This window comes from Geobacillus sp. Sah69, assembly GCF_001414205.1.
In the GTDB taxonomy this organism is placed as follows: Bacteria; Bacillota; Bacilli; order Bacillales; family Anoxybacillaceae; genus Geobacillus; species Geobacillus stearothermophilus.
On the sequence record NZ_LLKS01000019.1, the window covers coordinates 215,865 to 232,186 of the forward strand.

Annotated in this window: 15 protein-coding genes and 1 pseudogene; 7 read left to right on the plus strand and 9 right to left on the minus strand. The window is 52.0% G+C overall.

Annotation, left to right across the window (positions count from 1 at the left end; genetic code table 11):
* Positions 1-184: 184 nt before the first annotated feature.
* Positions 185-622: a BrxA/BrxB family bacilliredoxin gene (locus AP057_RS02955; protein ID WP_049624851.1), complete on the plus strand. Its 438-nt coding sequence runs from the start codon at positions 185-187 to the stop codon at positions 620-622.
* A gap of 847 nt (positions 623-1,469) precedes the next feature.
* Positions 1,470-2,657: an IS701 family transposase gene (locus AP057_RS02970; protein ID WP_047817716.1), complete on the plus strand. Its 1,188-nt coding sequence runs from the start codon at positions 1,470-1,472 to the stop codon at positions 2,655-2,657.
* 68 nt (positions 2,658-2,725) lie between these two features.
* Here AP057_RS02970 and AP057_RS02975 read toward each other — a convergent pair.
* The 6 genes and pseudogenes from AP057_RS02975 to AP057_RS03000 form a co-directional block, all read right to left on the minus strand.
* Positions 2,726-3,691 (minus strand): annotated as a pseudogene (locus AP057_RS02975) (polysaccharide biosynthesis protein); the annotation flags it as partial.
* 54 nt (positions 3,692-3,745) lie between these two features.
* Entirely contained in the window at positions 3,746-4,636 is an 891-nt protein-coding gene (gene galU, locus AP057_RS02980; protein ID WP_055358025.1) for a UTP--glucose-1-phosphate uridylyltransferase GalU, read from the minus strand.
* 383 nt (positions 4,637-5,019) lie between these two features.
* Positions 5,020-5,934, minus strand: a complete 915-nt coding sequence (locus AP057_RS02985) for an RluA family pseudouridine synthase (RefSeq protein ID WP_033010446.1) — start codon at positions 5,932-5,934, stop codon at positions 5,020-5,022.
* Positions 5,935-6,090: 156 nt separating this feature from the next.
* Complete coding sequence (locus AP057_RS02990; protein WP_033010445.1) at positions 6,091-6,906, minus strand: NAD kinase; 816 nt, start codon at positions 6,904-6,906, stop codon at positions 6,091-6,093.
* On the minus strand, positions 6,903-7,541 hold the full coding sequence (locus AP057_RS02995; protein ID WP_033010443.1) for a GTP pyrophosphokinase family protein: 639 nt from the start codon (positions 7,539-7,541) through the stop codon (positions 6,903-6,905). Before AP057_RS02995 ends, AP057_RS02990 begins: the two co-directional genes overlap by 4 nt.
* A gap of 144 nt (positions 7,542-7,685) precedes the next feature.
* Positions 7,686-8,063: a hypothetical protein gene (locus AP057_RS03000; RefSeq protein WP_055358026.1), complete on the minus strand. Its 378-nt coding sequence runs from the start codon at positions 8,061-8,063 to the stop codon at positions 7,686-7,688.
* 135 nt (positions 8,064-8,198) lie between these two features.
* Here AP057_RS03000 and AP057_RS03005 point away from each other — a divergent pair, with 135 nt between their 5' ends.
* From AP057_RS03005 to AP057_RS03025, 5 genes are all read left to right on the plus strand, one after another.
* Positions 8,199-8,789, plus strand: coding sequence for a CYTH domain-containing protein (locus AP057_RS03005; RefSeq protein WP_055358027.1), 591 nt, complete (start codon positions 8,199-8,201; stop codon positions 8,787-8,789).
* Positions 8,786-9,409, plus strand: a complete 624-nt coding sequence (locus AP057_RS03010; RefSeq protein WP_055358028.1) for a lytic transglycosylase domain-containing protein — start codon at positions 8,786-8,788, stop codon at positions 9,407-9,409. Before AP057_RS03005 ends, AP057_RS03010 begins: the two co-directional genes overlap by 4 nt.
* A 102-nt stretch (positions 9,410-9,511) precedes the next feature.
* A complete protein-coding gene (locus tag AP057_RS03015) occupies positions 9,512-9,925 on the plus strand; it encodes a globin (RefSeq protein ID WP_053532175.1) in 414 nt (137 codons plus the stop codon).
* Positions 9,918-10,811, plus strand: coding sequence for a ClpXP adapter protein SpxH (gene spxH / locus AP057_RS03020; RefSeq protein ID WP_055358029.1), 894 nt, complete (start codon positions 9,918-9,920; stop codon positions 10,809-10,811). Before AP057_RS03015 ends, spxH begins: the two co-directional genes overlap by 8 nt.
* Before the next feature lie 427 nt (positions 10,812-11,238).
* A complete protein-coding gene (locus AP057_RS03025) occupies positions 11,239-11,436 on the plus strand; it encodes a hypothetical protein (RefSeq protein ID WP_011230324.1) in 198 nt (65 codons plus the stop codon).
* A 13-nt stretch (positions 11,437-11,449) separates the two neighbouring features.
* Here AP057_RS03025 and pepF read toward each other — a convergent pair whose 3' ends face one another.
* The 3 genes from pepF to cls all read right to left on the minus strand — a co-directional run bounded on the left by pepF (position 11,450) and on the right by cls (position 16,298).
* Positions 11,450-13,273, minus strand: a complete 1,824-nt coding sequence (gene pepF / locus AP057_RS03030; protein WP_055358030.1) for an oligoendopeptidase F — start codon at positions 13,271-13,273, stop codon at positions 11,450-11,452.
* Complete coding sequence (locus tag AP057_RS03035) at positions 13,273-14,601, minus strand: competence protein CoiA (RefSeq protein WP_055358031.1); 1,329 nt, start codon at positions 14,599-14,601, stop codon at positions 13,273-13,275. Before AP057_RS03035 ends, pepF begins: the two co-directional genes overlap by 1 nt.
* A 188-nt stretch (positions 14,602-14,789) precedes the next feature.
* Positions 14,790-16,298 carry a cardiolipin synthase gene (cls, locus tag AP057_RS03040; protein WP_055358032.1) on the minus strand — a complete coding sequence of 503 codons (1,509 nt, stop codon included), beginning with the start codon at positions 16,296-16,298 and terminating at the stop codon, positions 14,790-14,792.
* Between the last annotated feature and the right edge of the window lie 24 nt (positions 16,299-16,322).

Here is a 16,322-nt window from a genome sequence, read left to right on the forward strand (position 1 = left end):
AATATATCGAAACGCGCTTTTTCGCCGACCCGATCGTGAAAGAGAAGCTTCCGATGCTCGAGAACAGCGTCATTTCCGGCGCCAAGCCGGTCCCCGCCGCCGTCCGCGAGCTGATTGAAGCATACGAACGGAGCCTCGGCGGCGAAGTATGATATGATAAAGGCAAACCGAAGGAGGTGTTGAGATGTTCCAATTTCAATTTCCGCTCTATCACGACATCGTCGAACAAGCGCGGCGTGAAGCGGTCGAAGCCGGATTTGAAGAGCTGCGTACGCCGGAAGACGTCGATGCGGCATTCCGCCGTCCGGGCACCACGCTTGTCCTCATCAACTCCGTATGCGGCTGCGCCGGCGGCATCGCCCGTCCCGCAGCGGCCCATGCCGTTTACTACGACAAGCGCCCGGACCATTTGGTGACCGTCTTTGCCGGCCAAGACAAAGAAGCAACGGCCCGCGCGCGCGAGTATTTTGTCGGCGAGCCGCCGTCCTCGCCGTCGTTCGCGTTGTTAAAAGACGGAAAACTGTGTGCCATGCTCCACCGCCACGACATCGAAGGGCACGAACCGGTCGCCGTCGTGCAAAAGCTGCAGGCGCTGTTTGACGAATATTGCGAGGAAGTGTGAAAGGAGAACCCGAAGTTCGAAAAGGGACTTCGGGTTTTTGCATGACCATTATTGTTTGTGATAATAGAAATGAAGAAGGAAATTGATCGTATCAGTCAAATAAATGAGCAACAAGTCACAACTGTTTTAGATGGTGTTTCAGAAAATGTCATGAGTAAAATTTACAAAGAATCGGTATTAAAATTATTACTGTATCGAAAAGAATGGCTCGTAAATTGGTATATGGAGGTGAAATAAGCGATGCGCCCTTTTGTGCTTTGGTTAATTTGGCAAAATGAATGTACTCGGCAGCGATATCATATTGGAAACTTATTACACGATGGGGATAAGTATGTATTTTATTATGAACGTGTATATTCCTGCTTTCTATAGCGAGTTTATGTTTAACCTTATTCAAAATAATGGGCGTTATATGGCGAGAATTGAATCAATTCATGTTGAGGCTTTTCCACAGCGGAAAGTAAATATAAGTGTCTACGGTGAGCTCCTCCCATCTTGCCAGACGCAAGATCTCGATATGCTACATGAAATATCGTTAGAAGTGATTTAGTCTGTTCACTGTTTTCTGAAGTAGGCATGTTTGATTTCAGATGAATGAATATGTCCATGAAATCGAAACGCTACTGCAAAACATCAAAGAAGAAGTGATCGACCGTGATGTATGGAATGAGCCCGACCGTGTTTGAACGGCTGATGGCGTATTTCGCGGGCGAAGAAGATATACAAAAACTGTAGATGAGCAAATTCACTGACATAAATTGACAACTAAACAAAAAAGGAGACATGAACCCGATTCCTTGGTTAGAATAGATGTACCACCAACTATCCACAAGGAGGTTCATGTCTCATGAATAGATTAGCACATCACCAAGGAATCCACAAGTTTTTCTTCACGCTGGGGTTGACGCTGCAGCTTTCCAAACCGGTCATCAAGCATCTCATTCATATTGTCGATGCCTTGACCACCAAGGGATTCTCGGGAACATTGACTGATATTCATTACTGGAGCTTTCATCCGAATCATCGAACGACGCTCAGTCACTTTTTCACGAAAAGCCCTTGGAACGAGGAAAGGCTGCTTGGGAAGCTTCAAGAGTGGATCCTTTCCCAGGTCGAACGACTGGCCAAACGGAAGAATCAACCCCTTTTTGTTTCGATTGATGATACGATTTGCCAAAAAACAAAGCCTTCGTCACGGGCTGTGCACGCCATTCAAGGGTGCGACTGGCACTACTCGCATAAAGATCATCAATCGGTCTGGGGGCATTCGCTCGTTTGGCTGATGGTGCACACCTTCACGCAGGCGTTCCCATTTGCGTTCCGCCTGTATGACAAGAAAGCGGGAAAAAGCAAGATCGACCTGGCGATCGAGATGCTTTCCTCGCTCAAGGTGAAGCGGGCTCAGCCGGTGTATGTGCTCATGGATTCGTGGTATCCGTCTAAGAAGCTCATCGAAGCCTGTCTGAAACAGGGATTCCATGTCATCGCGATGCTCAAGACGAACCGGATTCTCTACCCGAAAGGCATCGCCATCCAAGCCAAGCAGTTTGCCCGCTATATCGAGTCCAAAGACACCCGCCTCGTCACGGTGGGGCAGGAGCGTTATCGCGTGTATCGCTATGAGGGGGCCATCCATGGCCTCGATGACGCGGTGGTGCTGCTGGCTTGGAAGGCGGATCAGCCGATGGCGCCGGAACATCTTCATTGCATCTTGAGCACCGACCGGGAACTCGGGGACGAAGACATCTTGCGTTACTACGCCCAGCGCTGGACGATCGAGTGCTTTTTCCGGCAGGCGAAAGATCAACTGAAGCTGGATGGATACCGCGTTCGCCACATTCGGGCGGTGAAACGGTATTGGGCGGTGGTGCTGCTCTCCTGCGTGTACAGCATCGCCGAATCCCGACAAAACCTCTCCACCGGGCTGGAGCTTCTTCGGTCGCGGAAAGACCACAGCGTCGTCGAGTTTATTTATGACGCTGCAAAGCAAGATATTCCCATTGATGTGATCAAAAAACAGCTCCGTATCGCGTAAGGGGTACCCTGTTTGTCTCTCTAACCATGGAAATTATTGTAATGAAAAATGCTCATCTACAGTTGATTACGGAGTTCCATGTCGATTTGATAAATGCTGTTTTCGCCGTGGCCGAGAAGAACGATTTTTTTCGGGTTAAACCGGCATACTTGCCGGCAAATTTCCGATCCGATCGAACCGCCGGCGCCCGTGACTAAAATGACTTTGTTTTCGATATAGCTGGAGATGCTTTCAATATCGAGTTCGACCGGCTCGCGGCCAAGCAAGTCTTCCACTTGGACATCGCGGAATTGACTGACAGATACTTTCCCGGTCACAATATCTTCAAGTTTCGGAACAATTTGCGTTTTTGCTTTCGTTTTCGCGCATTGTTCAAAAATGCGATTCAGTTCCTTTTTTGTCAATGAAGGAATCGCAATGATGATATGTTCAATTTTCAGCGCGCGAACGACATCTTCAATATCTTTCGTCGTTCCCATCACAGGAATGTTAAAAAACTGCAATTTTTGTTTATTAGGATCATCATCAATAAACGCAATTGGCTTCAGTTCCGCTTCTGGATTGTTTACTAACTGCCGCGCCACCATCGTTCCCGCGGCTCCCGCACCGATAATGAGCGTCCGCCGTTTATTCGCGTTTGGTCTTATGTAGCGGTCGCGGAACACTCTCCAGACAAACCGCGAACCGCCGATGAGAATAATATGAATCATCCATGTAATCATCAACGCGCGGACATAAATATCTTGAAAGGCGGAAAATTGCACGATCGCTGTTGTGATAATCGAAAACGTGACCGCCTTAATAATCGCCGTTAATTCGCCGATGCTCGCGTATTCCCACGCTTTATGGTACAAACGGTATATAAACGCAAAAGAATGATGGCTGACAAGCAGCGTTAACGCCGATAACAGAACCGATTTGTATTTCCAGATTTGTATTCCTGGATGAATCGTAAACAAGCTGACGTAAATCGCCGTTAACACGATTAATGAGTCCAATATTATTAAAAACGTTAATCGTTTTCGATATGCCAACGCACTGCGTCTCCCTTCGTATAATAGATAACGAGCCATGTTCGCCATGGCTCGTTATGATGCATTCGTATTTTGTTTTGTTTCCGCAATAATTTTCTCCATAAATGCGAGTAAATCGTCTCTTAACTCCTCATTCTGCAACGCAAACTCAATCGTCGTCTTAATAAACCCGATCTTTTCACCGACGTCGTAGCGCTTGCCTTCGAATTCGTAGGCGAAGACGCGCTGGATTTCGTTCAATTTTTGAATCGCGTCGGTCAGTTGAATTTCGCCGCCGGCGCCGGTTTCTTGTTTTTCAAGGAAGAGGAAGATTTCTGGTGTGAGGATGTATCTTCCCATGATCGCTAAGTTGGACGGTGCGGTGCCTGGTGCTGGTTTTTCGACGAATTGGCGGACTTGGTAACGGCGTCCGTGTTGTTCAATTGGATCGATGATGCCGTAACGGTGCGTTTCGTTGTCAGGTACTTTTTTGACGCCAATCACAGAGCTAAGTGTTTGTTCGTATTGATCGATTAATTGTTTTAAACACGGCGTTTCCGCTTGGACGATGTCGTCACCAAGCAGAACGGCAAACGGTTCGTCGCCGATAAAGTTGCGCGCGCACCAGACGGCGTGGCCGAGCCCTTTCGGTTCTTTTTGACGAATGTAGTGAATGTCGACTTTCGATGGCTCTTTTACTTTTTCGAGTAAGTCGTATTTGCCTTTTTCAATTAAGTTTTGTTCAAGTTCAAACGCGTTGTCGAAATGGTCTTCGATGGCGCGTTTTCCTTTTCCTGTGACGATGATAATATCTTCAATCCCTGATGCGATTGCTTCTTCAACGATGTATTGAATCGTTGGCTTGTCAACAATCGGAAGCATTTCTTTCGGCATCGCTTTCGTTGCCGGCAAAAATCTTGTGCCGAGCCCCGCTGCTGGAATGATCGCTTTGCGTACTTTTTTCATCCTATTTCGCGCAGGAGACTCCCACTTCAACGACCAAAGGGAGTAAGTGGGAGAGGAATGCGCGTTCCCCCCTTTCTTTTGTGTATGATATAATAAAGGCGTGGAGAAAACCGTTCAATAAAGGCACTCCAATCACGGCTACTCGATGTATGGAGTTGGTTACAGGAAACGTTGTAACCGTAAAACATCGAGCGTAGRTCCGTCTGTTGTGTGTGGAAGCCAAGTACTGCCAACAGACACACCGAGAGAATCGGTAACGATGCAGGCATGACCTGCGTCGTTGGGTAGTTGTCAACCTGCCCTGATGCAACCCCAAGTCAAGGAAGGAGGACGAAGTCCGCTTGTACTTCTGGGGAGTTGCAAGCCCCCACTTCAAGCGTTAGCTAAGTGGGGGTAGTTGACGAGCGCACCGTTTCAATGAGATGCGCCATGTCCCCGGGAAGCGGAGCGGCAAATGTCAACCAGCGGCGCGCAAACGGATGGAAAAACGAGAGCTGACGGCTATGGAGCGCCTGGCGGTCGATCATCTCCCGACTCCCGCCATAGAGGTCATCCCCAGCGAGCGGATGGCCAACATAAGCCAAATGGACGCGGATTTGGTGCGTACGTCCGGTTTCAAGCTGCAGCGACACGTGCGTATAGCCGCGAAGCCGCTCGAGCACCCGGAAATGAGTGACCGCCGGCTTGCCGTCCTCCCGCACTTCGCGGGCGATGATGCTGTCTCCCCGGCGGCCGATCGGCGCATCAATCGTCCCTTCGTCATCAACCATGACGCCGTGGCAAATGGCCTCATATGTGCGCGCCACCTTCCCTTTTTGCTGGAGCGTGGACAACAAATGGTGAACGTGGCGGTGCTTGGCAACGAGCACAAGCCCGGACGTGTCGCGGTCCAATCTTGTCACAATATGGACGGTTGAATCGAGCCGCTGCCTTCGGTAATGGTGCAGCAGGCCGTTGGCAAGCGTTCCGCCCGGATGATGGCGCGACGGGATCGTGGCCAACCCGGCCGGTTTGTCAACGACAAGGATGTAATCATCTTCGTACACGATATGAAGCGGCATCTCTTCCGGATCCATCCAATCGCTCGTCCGCTCCGGCGGAAACACAACCGACAGCGTCTCACCGGCACGCAGCACATGGCGGACGGTGACGGGCCGACCGTCAACCAACAGCGCCCCGCCATGGAATTTAATATCGGTAAGCGCCGTCCGCGAAATGCCGTTCTCTTGCAAAAACTGGCGCAGCAGCTTTCCGTCGTGCTGTTCATCGATGGAAAAGGTCATGGTAAACGGCGGCAATGTTCGTCACCTTTCTGATCAAAAATCTCCGTCTTGCTCATCGTGTTCCATCCACTTTCCTTTGGCGCCGCTAAAACGGAATCGGCATCCGCGCCAAAAGACCATCACCTCGCCGCAAACGGGAAGCGTTGCCTAACCAAGGAGGCGGGTTTTCCATCAGTCGGCGATAAACGAGTCGCGCACCCGCCGCCAAAACGGAAACGGCCGAAAGCGGGCGAAACGCACCTTTTCATCGGCCACCCGGCATTGAATCGACTTCACTTCTTTATGCAACAGTGACAAATGGTCGACCGTAATTTGAAAATCGATATGGTTGACCGGCTTCAGCAAGCACGTATGGTGCGCCGGCAGCACGAGCGGCGAACCGATTGTCCGAAACACGCGGTTGTTGATGGATGCCATCTCCGTCACTTGAATCGCCTCGAGCGACGGGTGCAAAATCGCCCCGCCGAGCGCCTTATTATAGGCCGTGCTCCCGGTCGGCGTGGAAATGCACAGCCCGTCGCCGCGGAACCGCTCAAACAAATCACCGCGAATTTCAACATCCATGACGAGCGTCCCACTCACACATTTCACCGTGCATTCGTTGAGCGCTAAATACTTCGCCTCGCGCCCACCGTTAATGTAACGAATCGTCACCTCAAGCAGCGGGTACTCCACCACTTGATACGGTGTTTTGGCGATGGCAATCACGAGCTTTTCGATTTCTTCCGGCACCCAATCGGCATAAAAGCCGAGATGGCCGGTATGGACGCCGACAAACGCCGTCTTGTCCAACCGATGGCAATAGCGATGGAACGCGTACAACAGCGTTCCATCCCCGCCGACGGAAATGACCAAATCCGGCGCTTCCTCATCATAGCGCAAATCAAAATCAAGCAAATACGTCTTCATCTTCTGCGCGAGGGCGTTCGACACATCATCCCCTTTTGACGTAATGGCGAAGGCCAGCGGCGCATCAGTTCGTTTCATTGTCCTTCCCCTTTTGCTTCTTGTTTTCGTGAAAAGGCGGCCTGCGCTTCTTGAATTTCAACGCGGATTTTCGACATTTCCTCATCGAGGCGGTAGGCAGCCTCCGCCGCGCGCTGCAGCCGGGCTTTAATATCTTCCGGAAAGCGGCCGCTGTATTTGTAGTTCAGAGAGTGTTCGATCGTCGCCCAAAAGTTCATCGCCAGCGTGCGGATTTGAATTTCCGCCAAAATATTTTTCTCGCCGCGGATCGTCTGCACCGGATACCGAATGACGAGGTGGTATGAACGATAGCCGCTTTCTTTCTTTTGCGTGACATAGTCGCGCTCCTCGACGATTGTAAAATCGTTGCGCTGGCGCAGCAGCTCGACGACCGTTTTAATATCGTCGACAAACTGGCACATGATGCGCAGTCCTGCAATATCTTGCATCTCTTCCTCGAGGCGGTCGAGCGGGATGTTTTTCTTTTGCGCCTTGTCTAAAATGCTGGCAACCGGCTTCACGCGTCCGGTGACAAACTCAATCGGCGAGTGCGCTTCAATCATCTCAAACTGGGCGCGAATGCCTCGCAACTTTACTTTCAGCTCTTCGACTGCCTGCTTATACGGGGCTAAAAACAAATCCCAATGGTTTACCATCGTACCACCTGCCTATCTATTTTCAATTTCCTGACAGCCTGGGCCAAGAGAAAGCATCCGCACCTTCCCAGCGCCGCTTTGACGGTAAGCGGCCTTGGGCGCGCTCCGCCTCCCCTCACGCCCAAAGGCAGGCAACCGGACGGCTCATCCGGTAAAAAACATCTCTTGTACTGCTCGTTCAAGCGCCTCGCCATAGTTGGCGTTGCCGCGAATATTTTCAAGCAAATAAGACAGTTCATCGTGAAACTGTTCAAGCTCAAGCGTCCTCTCTCCACATCGAAGCCAGACCGGCTCCTTGGCGTCAAGCGCCGCCTTTAGCTCAGGCCACCACGGCTTCGGAACCATGACATATAGAAAGCGATCCTCGGTTTCCAATATATACACAAACGCCAATGCATCTGAGTCAACAAGCATATGGCGCTTCGGCATAACACCGGCGGGCAAAACAAGCGCATCATCAACCTTCAGCCAGAGCCGGCCGTCTTTTCGCTCTGCCCGCTCGACGATCCATTTTTCGTTCATGCTTTCTCTCCTTCCACACCAACCATCCGCCCTTTATTTTACCATATTCAGCCTATGCGGGCGAAATAATTGATATTCGCCGAAAAACAGCTGATAATAGAAGGAGACGACTATCCTGTCTGAAGGGGATTCACGATGCATCAAGAAATCGAAATCGAATTAAAAAACTTGTTAACGGCAGCGGAATTTGCGGCCGTCCGCGCCGCCTTCCGGTTGGATGATGGCGCTTTCTTCCGCCAGGAAAACTATTACTTTGACACTCCGTCATTCGCCTTAAAAGAACGGGCGGCAGCGCTGCGCATCCGGGCGAAAGAAGGGCGGTTTACGCTGACGCTGAAACAAACGCGGGCGGATGGGGCGCTTCTCGAGACGCACGTGCCGCTCACCCCTTCCGAAGCGGAGGCGCTGCTCACGGGCGTGCCGCTGCACGGAACGATCGCGGCCTTGCTTGCGGAACTGGGCATTGATCCATCCAACGTGCGCCATTTCGGCTCTCTTGTCACCGAACGCGCCCAATGGCCGTACGAAGGCGGTACGCTTTTCCTTGACCGCAACTTCTACTTGCAAAGTGAAGATTACGAACTTGAGTATGAAGTGGATCACGTGGAAGCGGGTGAAAAGCGGTTTTTGCGCCTGCTTGAGGCGCTCGGCATCCCGCGCCGCCCGGCGCCAAACAAAATCGCCCGCTTTTACGCCCGCATGAAAGAAATGGAGGAAAGACGATGACCGTTTCGCCATTAAAGCTGCTCATCGAATGGCAGGCGCTCCATGCGTTCTCAACCGGACGCTCCAGCCTGTTGCCATCGCCGGTGCCATCCTTGTTTTCAAGTTTGCTGGCCGAATCGCTCAGCCGCGGTGAGGAATCTTCTGCCGAGGCGCCTCAAGCTGCCCTAAGCGGTCAGCCCCCGGCGCCCGCCGGCCATCGCAGCGCCCCGCTCGAACATGAAGCGGGTGCTGCAACCAACTCATCTTCTTCCATCGATGCTTTCATCGCGGCGGCAGCGGAAAAATACGACGTTGACCCGCAGCTCATCCGCGCCGTCATTCGCCATGAGTCAAATTTCCGTCCCGATGCGAAAAGCCCGGCTGGAGCGCTTGGACTCATGCAGCTCATGCCAAGCACGGCAAAAATGCTCGGCGTCCACAACCCGCTTGATCCGGCGCAAAACATCGACGGCGGCGTAAAATATTTGCGCCAGCTCCTTGACCGGTACAACGGGAATATCACTCTCGCCTTAGCCGCCTACAACGCCGGGCCCGGGCACGTCGATCGCTATGGGGGCGTGCCGCCATTTGCCGAAACGCGGGCGTATGTCGAACGCGTGTTAAAAAGCTACCGCACATAAACGAGCGGCGCTCGAGTCACTTTGTTTGAGATCCATGCGTGCTGTTGATAAAATAGCAATCAAACGACAACGAATGATTTTCAAACAAAAGGAGCATCCGCGATGGGTGAACAATGGCAAACTCTTTATGAGGCGATCGGCGGAGAGGAGAAGGTTGCGAAACTTGTCGAAGCATTTTACCGTCGCGTGGCCGCGCATCCGGACTTGCGGCCCATTTTCCCTGACGATTTGACGGAAACCGCCCGCAAGCAAAAACAGTTTTTAACACAATATTTAGGCGGCCCCCCTCTTTACACGGCAGAGCATGGACACCCCATGCTGAGGGCGCGCCATCTCCGCTTTGAAATCACGCCGAAGCGGGCGGAAGCATGGCTTGCCTGCATGCGGGCAGCCATGGACGAAATCGGCTTGTCCGGGCCGGCGCGCGAACAGTTTTATCACCGGCTCGTACTCACCGCCCATCATATGGTCAATACCCCAGATCATCTGGACAGAAAGGAGCATACCCTTGAGTGAGAAGTTTGCTGGGAAGACGACATCAACTTGCTACCCTTCCCAGCCGCTAGGCAACACGAACAAACCGCTCGAGCTGTATTTGTTTATCGATCCTTTATGCCCGGAATGCTGGGGGCTTGAACCAGTCATCAAAAAACTGACGATCGAATACGGCCGTTTTTTTACCTTAAGGCACATATTGAGCGGAACATGGGCGACATGGGGCGCGCACAAAGGAACAAAGCCGGAGGCAATGGCCAAAGCATGGGAATGGGCGGCTTGCCGCACCGGCATGTCATGCGACGGCAGCGTTTGGCTCGAAAATCGGATTTCAAGCCCGTTCGCCCCATCGCTCGCCATTAAAGCGGCGGAAATGCAAGGAAAGCGGGCCGGCCTCCGCTTTTTACGCAAGCTGCAAGAACAGCTCTTTCTCGAAAAACAAAATGTCTCTGATTTGTCGGTGCTCGCCGAATGCGCCGCCGAAGCTGGTCTTGACCTCGATGAATTTCTGCGCGACATGCACTCGCCGGGAGCGGTAAAAGCGTTCCAATGTGATTTGAAAATCACGTCGGAAATGGATGTCGACGAAATACCGACGCTTGTCTTATTTAATGAAAACATTGAAGATGAAGGCATTAAAATTTCCGGATGCTATCCGTATGACATTTACGTCGAACTGATCGCCGAAATGCTTGGCTTCCATCCCAAGCCGTCTCCTCCCCCTCCACTGGAATCATTTTTAAGCCATTTTAAGTTCGTCGCCACGAAAGAAGTTGCCGTTGTGTACAATTGGACCATCCAAGAAGCGGAAACGGAAATGAAAAAGCTGCAGCTGAAACAAAAGGTCGAGCGGGTGCCTGTCAAGCATGGAACGTTTTGGCGCTATATCGAAAAAGCCCGCCTGTAGCGTGCGACCGACAAGAAAAAGCCCGGCCGAAGCCGGGCTTTTTCTTGTTGCCAAGACAACAAAGGGGATGGGAGAAATTGTTCACGGTCAAACAAAGGGGTATCAGGTTTAGGTTTTGTCTTCCGTTCATATCTTCATCCTAACAAACGGCCGATCAAATTGTCAACCCGTTTGCTCGTTTGTTCACATTATTGTCATAATTCGCCTGCGTCATGATCAGGCAGACAAACAGCATATAATCAACTAGGCTCTTCCCCAAAAGTTGTACTTGTTTTTTTCTGAACATACCCTATTTACGCTTGTGAGGGAAAATCAACAAATCAGTGATTTTTGCACATCTTTGTGCAGGAAACCGTATTGCTTGTCAAGTACATGTTGTGGTGAAGAGCCATCAACTAAAGCAAATGGGAAGAGGGGGGCCATCGCCATGAAGCAGCGCATCGTCTTATCCCTTTGGGCGGCGGCATCCACTGCCGCCTTTATTCTGAACTTGTTGGGCCTCATGCAACTCCTTCCGCTTTGGGCGACCATGCCGCTTTTGTTTCTCTCCTTGCTTGGATTGGCGGCAACATGGAACCGCCGCCATCAGTTTCGTGGATTTCCGTCCAAACGAATGCGGCTGTAGCGCCGCATTCGTTTCATTTCTCAAGCAGCTGCTCCATCTCATCAAGCTTCTCCGCAAACACTTGGCACGCTTGGCGGATCGGCTCGGCGCTCGTCATATCAACGCCGGCTTTTTTCAGCACTTCGATTGGGTAGTCCGAGCTGCCGGCTTTTAAAAAGTCAATGTACCGTTTCACCGCCGGTTCGCCTTCCTCTAAGATTTGTTTGCTGAGCGCTGTTGCCGCGCTGAAGCCGGTCGCATATTGGTACACATAATAGTTGTAATAAAAATGCGGAATGCGCGACCATTCCAAGCCGATTTCTTGGTCGACCACAATCTCATCGCCAAAATACTTTTTGTTTAAATCATAATAAAGCGAGGTGAGCGTCTCAGCCGTTAACGCTTCGCCCTGTTGCGCCTTCAGGTGGATCAGATGCTCGAATTCCGCAAACATCGTCTGCCGAAAGACAGTGCCGCGGAATCCCTCAAGATAATGGTTCAACAAGTACAACCGTTTCTTCTCATCATCAATCGTTTTCAGCAAGTGATCGTTCAAGAGCGCTTCATTGCACGTTGACGCCACTTCAGCGACGAAAATCGAATAATGGGCGTACGGATACGGCTGCGTTTTGCGCGTATAGTAGCTATGGACCGAGTGGCCAAACTCATGGACGAGCGTAAACAAGTTGTGAACGTTGTCCTGCCAATTGAGCAAAATGTACGGATGGGTGCCATACGCTCCCGACGAATACGCACCGCTCCGCTTCCCTTTGTTCTCGCGCACATCGACCCAACGGTTGTCAAGCCCTTCTTTGACGATCGCTACATACTCCTCGCCGAGCGGCGCCAGCCCGTCAAGCATATATTGCTTCGCTTCCTCGTACGTCACGTCCATTTTCACATCTTGCACAAGCGGCGTGTACAAGTCATACATATGGAGCTCGTCAAGCCCCAACACTTGTTTGCGCAGCCGCACATAGCGATGCAAAAGCGGCAAATATTCATGAACCGTGGCAATCAAGTTGTCGTACACGCTCTCCGGGATGTTGTTGGCATCGAGCGCCGCTTGGCGCGCCGATTCATAACGGCGGACGCGGGCAAAAAAGTTATGTTTTTTCACCGTTCCGGCAAGCGTGCTGGCAAACGTGTTTTGAAACTTTTCGTACGTATGGTACACCGCATGGAACGCATCGCGGCGGACGCGGCGGTCCGTGCTTTCTAAAAAGCGAATGAACCGGCCGTGCGTGACTTCGACTTCCTCACCGTTTTCATCGATGATCGTCGGAAACGTCAAATCAGCGTTGTTCAACGCGCTGAACGTGTCGGATGTCGCCTGCATCACCTCGGCCGCCTGCGCCAAGATCGCCTCCTCTTCCGCCGACAGCACGTGCGGGCGCTGGCGCGTAATTTCGTCTAACGCGTGCGCATACAAGCGAAGCGGCTCGTATTGTTCCAAAAACGAGCGCAGCACCGCTTCATCGATCGCCAAAATTTCCGGCACGATAAACGCCATCGCGCTCGATGCTTCGCTGTACAAGCTTTTCGCCCGGGCGTCGAGCCCTTGGTAAAACGAGTTAGTCGTATCTTGATCATAGCGCATATGGGCGTATGTATACAGCTTGCCGAGGCGCATCGATACGTCATCTTGGCATTGCAATGCTTCATACAGCACTTCCGGCGATTCGCCAAGCCGCCCTTTGTATTCGCCAAGCTTTGGAATCATTGCCTTCACTTGTTTGAATTCTTCTTCCCAGGCGTCATCGGTAGGAAAAATGTCCTCAAGCCGCCACGTTTCTTCCACGGGAATCTCGCTTCGCAGCGGCAGCGACTTTTTCGCTTTCTTTTCCTCCACCGTCATCATTCCTCCTTATCCAAATAATCGATACACGAATTATTATTCACCGTTCCGTTCATCTTTTCCTGTTTTCTGCTCATTTTTTCCACTCTCCCGAACTCAAGTGTTGACCAATAGCAGCTAAGCGCCGACGTTTGGTGAATTTGCTCAAGAAGCGCAGCATCTTGATGAATCATCTGATCGACGGTCGACGGAAACGACAGCGGCTTCACCAAATGAAGCTGGTCGCCCTCTTCGCGGCGGAGATAGCCGAGCAGGCTCAACCAATGCAAATACTCGCCGACGGCCTCACGATACGTATCCCGGCCGACAAGCGGCAGCCGGCGCGGAACAAGGCGGCCGGTGCGGATTTTGTCATCGAGCCACTGAAATAAAGATACTGCCGTTGCCGGCCGTCCGGTCTTTCCAAGAAGAAACAAAAGGACATACGTTTGCCAAATGAACGGCGCCGTCTCCCATAAATACCCCCGCGGCACTGGCCAGCCTGCTTCGGTCGGAAACAGTGACGGAACGATGCCCGCCTGGTAAAAATCAGCACAAATGCGGCGCACGGTTTGGTTCGGATAAAGCGGAAACGTCCGCCGCCATTGTTTTTTTCGTTCGAGCCATCGCTCCCAAAACTCGGATGGAAGCGGCAGCGGGCAGGGGGCCATCCAATCGGGGAACGAAAACGACGAAAGCGGAATTGAATCGACCACGGCCAATGTTCGCTGCACCGATAGCGGCAACGGGCGAAAAAGACGGATGAAGCGTTTCGTCTCTGGACTGTAGTACCATATATGTGGAACGACTGAATGTGGAGCGCGATGGGCAAACAACCATTGAAACCGGGAGAGTTGCACTTCCCCCGAATATTTTGGCGAACGCCGCAAATGATGGGCTCCTAACACCCACAACGGGCGGATGCCAAGGAGACGGTAGCCGTCATTGCGTTCGCGAAACAGCGATTCATCGATCGTGGAACATTGGTATTCGAGGGCATAAAGGTGTGGGCCATGGCGGAACAATACGTCAGGACGCTGCTTGATGGCGGGCAAATACGGCTCGAGCTTCGCCTCCATGCCTTGGCGAATGAGCCACGCGAATAAGTCTCGCTTCCCAGTTAAGTGACGCTCCGACTCCGGTTCGTGCTCGACCGGGCAGGCCGCCCCTTTTCGATGGGCGAAATGCGGCAAACGGTAGCGGCCCGACCGGAGCACCACTTCTTGACGGCACGCGGGACAAAAAAACGGTTCCTGTCGTTTCAGGCGCATCAGCCCCTCTCGTTCCCATCTTTCCGCCCCGGCAAGCGAAACCGTCCTGCCATCAGCGGCGAGAGCGACAAACAACATGATCACTTCCTTTCCAGTAAAAAATAGTTGTCCGTGAGCGGGAACAGCTGGAATTGTTCTCTGCTGCCCCCCTTCACCGTTCGGTTCTTCCCTTTTATTCGTTGACCATCGCCGGTTTTCCTGCCCAAAGCCAAACTGCGTCGAAAAAAGTCCGCCGATTCGGCGGACTGGCGTTTACAAGCGGTTGGTTACAACAGAGGCGACAACAGCCGGGAGACCGATTCAGCGATACGCACCCGGAACGGGCGCTGTTGAAACTGTTCGTAGTCGATCATGGAAGCGTGGCGAAAATCTTCCAAAAAGTCGCGGACGAGTTTATGAATGCTGTCGGTATAATACAAAAAGGCGTTCACTTCAAAGTTTAAATGGAAACTGCGCATATCCATGTTCGCCGTGCCGATCGAGGCGAGCTCGCCATCGACGACGATGACTTTGCTGTGCAAAAACCCGCGTTCATACTCATAAATTTTTACCCCTGCCTCGAGCAGCTCGGGAAAATACGAGCGCGAAGCGTAAAAAACGATTTTTTTGTCCGGCCGCTTCGGCGCAAGCAACCGCACATCAATGCCGCTTAGCGCTGCCACTTTCAGCGCCGTCAAAATGTCTTCATCCGGCACAAAATACGGCGAAGCCACCCAAATCGACCGTTTCGCTGCTGTGATCATAGCAAAATACAGCTGCTTAATGACCTCCCACTTTTGATCCGGACCGCCGGCGATGAGCTGGACGCCGCCTTGCCCTTCTTCTACAATGCGAGGCGGCGACAAGTAGTCCGGCGTCAGCAGCCGCTCTCCCGTCATATAATACCAATCTTGCAAAAAAATAAGCTGCAACGTCCGGACTGCTTCGCCCCGGATCAACAAATGCGTGTCGCGCCAAAATCCGAAATACTCGTTTTTTCCTAAATACTCGTCGCCAATATTCAGCCCGCCGACAAAGCCAACACTCCCGTCAATGACGATGATTTTCCGGTGGTTGCGGAAGTTGATTTGGTTGCTTAAAAACGGCAGGCGCACCGGCGAAAACGGGATCATCTCAACCCCGGCAGCGCGCAGCTCTTCGATATAATCGTTCGACAGCTTCCAGCTGCCGACAGCATCATACAAAAAACGGACGCGCACACCTTGACGCGCTTTTTCCATCAAGACGCGCTTCAACTGTTGGCCGATTTCATCATGACGGACAATATAATATTCTAAATGAATATGGTGTTCCGCTTTTTCCAGTTCAGCAAAAATAGAAGAAAATGTCTCCTCTCCGTTCGTCAACACCGCCGTCTGCGAAGCAAGCGAAACCGGATGCTGGCCGACGCGATAAGCAAGGCGCAAAAGCGGACGCTGATGGGGCGCCATCGGCAGCCGTTCGACGGCAATCGGCGACGGCTCTTGAAACTTGAGCAGCACCGCCTCATCAAAATCGGCTTTCTTTTTATAGCGCCGTTGTTGCCAATAGTTGCGTCCGAACAATAAATAAAACAAAAAGCCGACAATCGGAAAGCTCCCCAGCACCGCCAGCCAAGCGATCGTGTGCGCCGGCTTTCGATTCTCAAGAGAAATGACCAGCGCAATAAAGATGACGGAACAAGACATCAATACGCTGAAAAGACCAAGCAGCTTCCCTTCCCAAAACCCGTTCGTCAATGCCAGCAACGCGCCGACAATGACGACGAGAATCGCCACTCTCGATGTGTTTCGCAACAAAACCCCTCCACCCGGCTCTTC

Excerpts from the sequence above, each read along its gene's own strand:
- AP057_RS02955 (WP_049624851.1), top strand. The coding sequence starts at position 185 with ATGTTCCAATTTCAATTTCCGCTCTATCACGACATCGTCGAACAAGCG.
- AP057_RS02970 (WP_047817716.1), top strand. The coding sequence starts at position 1,470 with ATGAATAGATTAGCACATCACCAAGGAATCCACAAGTTTTTCTTCACG.
- galU (WP_055358025.1), bottom strand. The coding sequence starts at position 4,636 with ATGAAAAAAGTACGCAAAGCGATCATTCCAGCAGCGGGGCTCGGCACA.
- AP057_RS02990 (WP_033010445.1), bottom strand. The coding sequence starts at position 6,906 with ATGAAACGAACTGATGCGCCGCTGGCCTTCGCCATTACGTCAAAAGGG.
- AP057_RS02995 (WP_033010443.1), bottom strand. The coding sequence starts at position 7,541 with ATGGTAAACCATTGGGATTTGTTTTTAGCCCCGTATAAGCAGGCAGTC.
- AP057_RS03000 (WP_055358026.1), bottom strand. The coding sequence starts at position 8,063 with ATGAACGAAAAATGGATCGTCGAGCGGGCAGAGCGAAAAGACGGCCGG.
- AP057_RS03005 (WP_055358027.1), top strand. The coding sequence starts at position 8,199 with ATGCATCAAGAAATCGAAATCGAATTAAAAAACTTGTTAACGGCAGCG.
- AP057_RS03010 (WP_055358028.1), top strand. The coding sequence starts at position 8,786 with ATGACCGTTTCGCCATTAAAGCTGCTCATCGAATGGCAGGCGCTCCAT.
- AP057_RS03015 (WP_053532175.1), top strand. The coding sequence starts at position 9,512 with ATGGGTGAACAATGGCAAACTCTTTATGAGGCGATCGGCGGAGAGGAG.
- AP057_RS03025 (WP_011230324.1), top strand. The coding sequence starts at position 11,239 with ATGAAGCAGCGCATCGTCTTATCCCTTTGGGCGGCGGCATCCACTGCC.
- pepF (WP_055358030.1), bottom strand. The coding sequence starts at position 13,273 with ATGACGGTGGAGGAAAAGAAAGCGAAAAAGTCGCTGCCGCTGCGAAGC.
- AP057_RS03035 (WP_055358031.1), bottom strand. The coding sequence starts at position 14,601 with ATGTTGTTTGTCGCTCTCGCCGCTGATGGCAGGACGGTTTCGCTTGCC.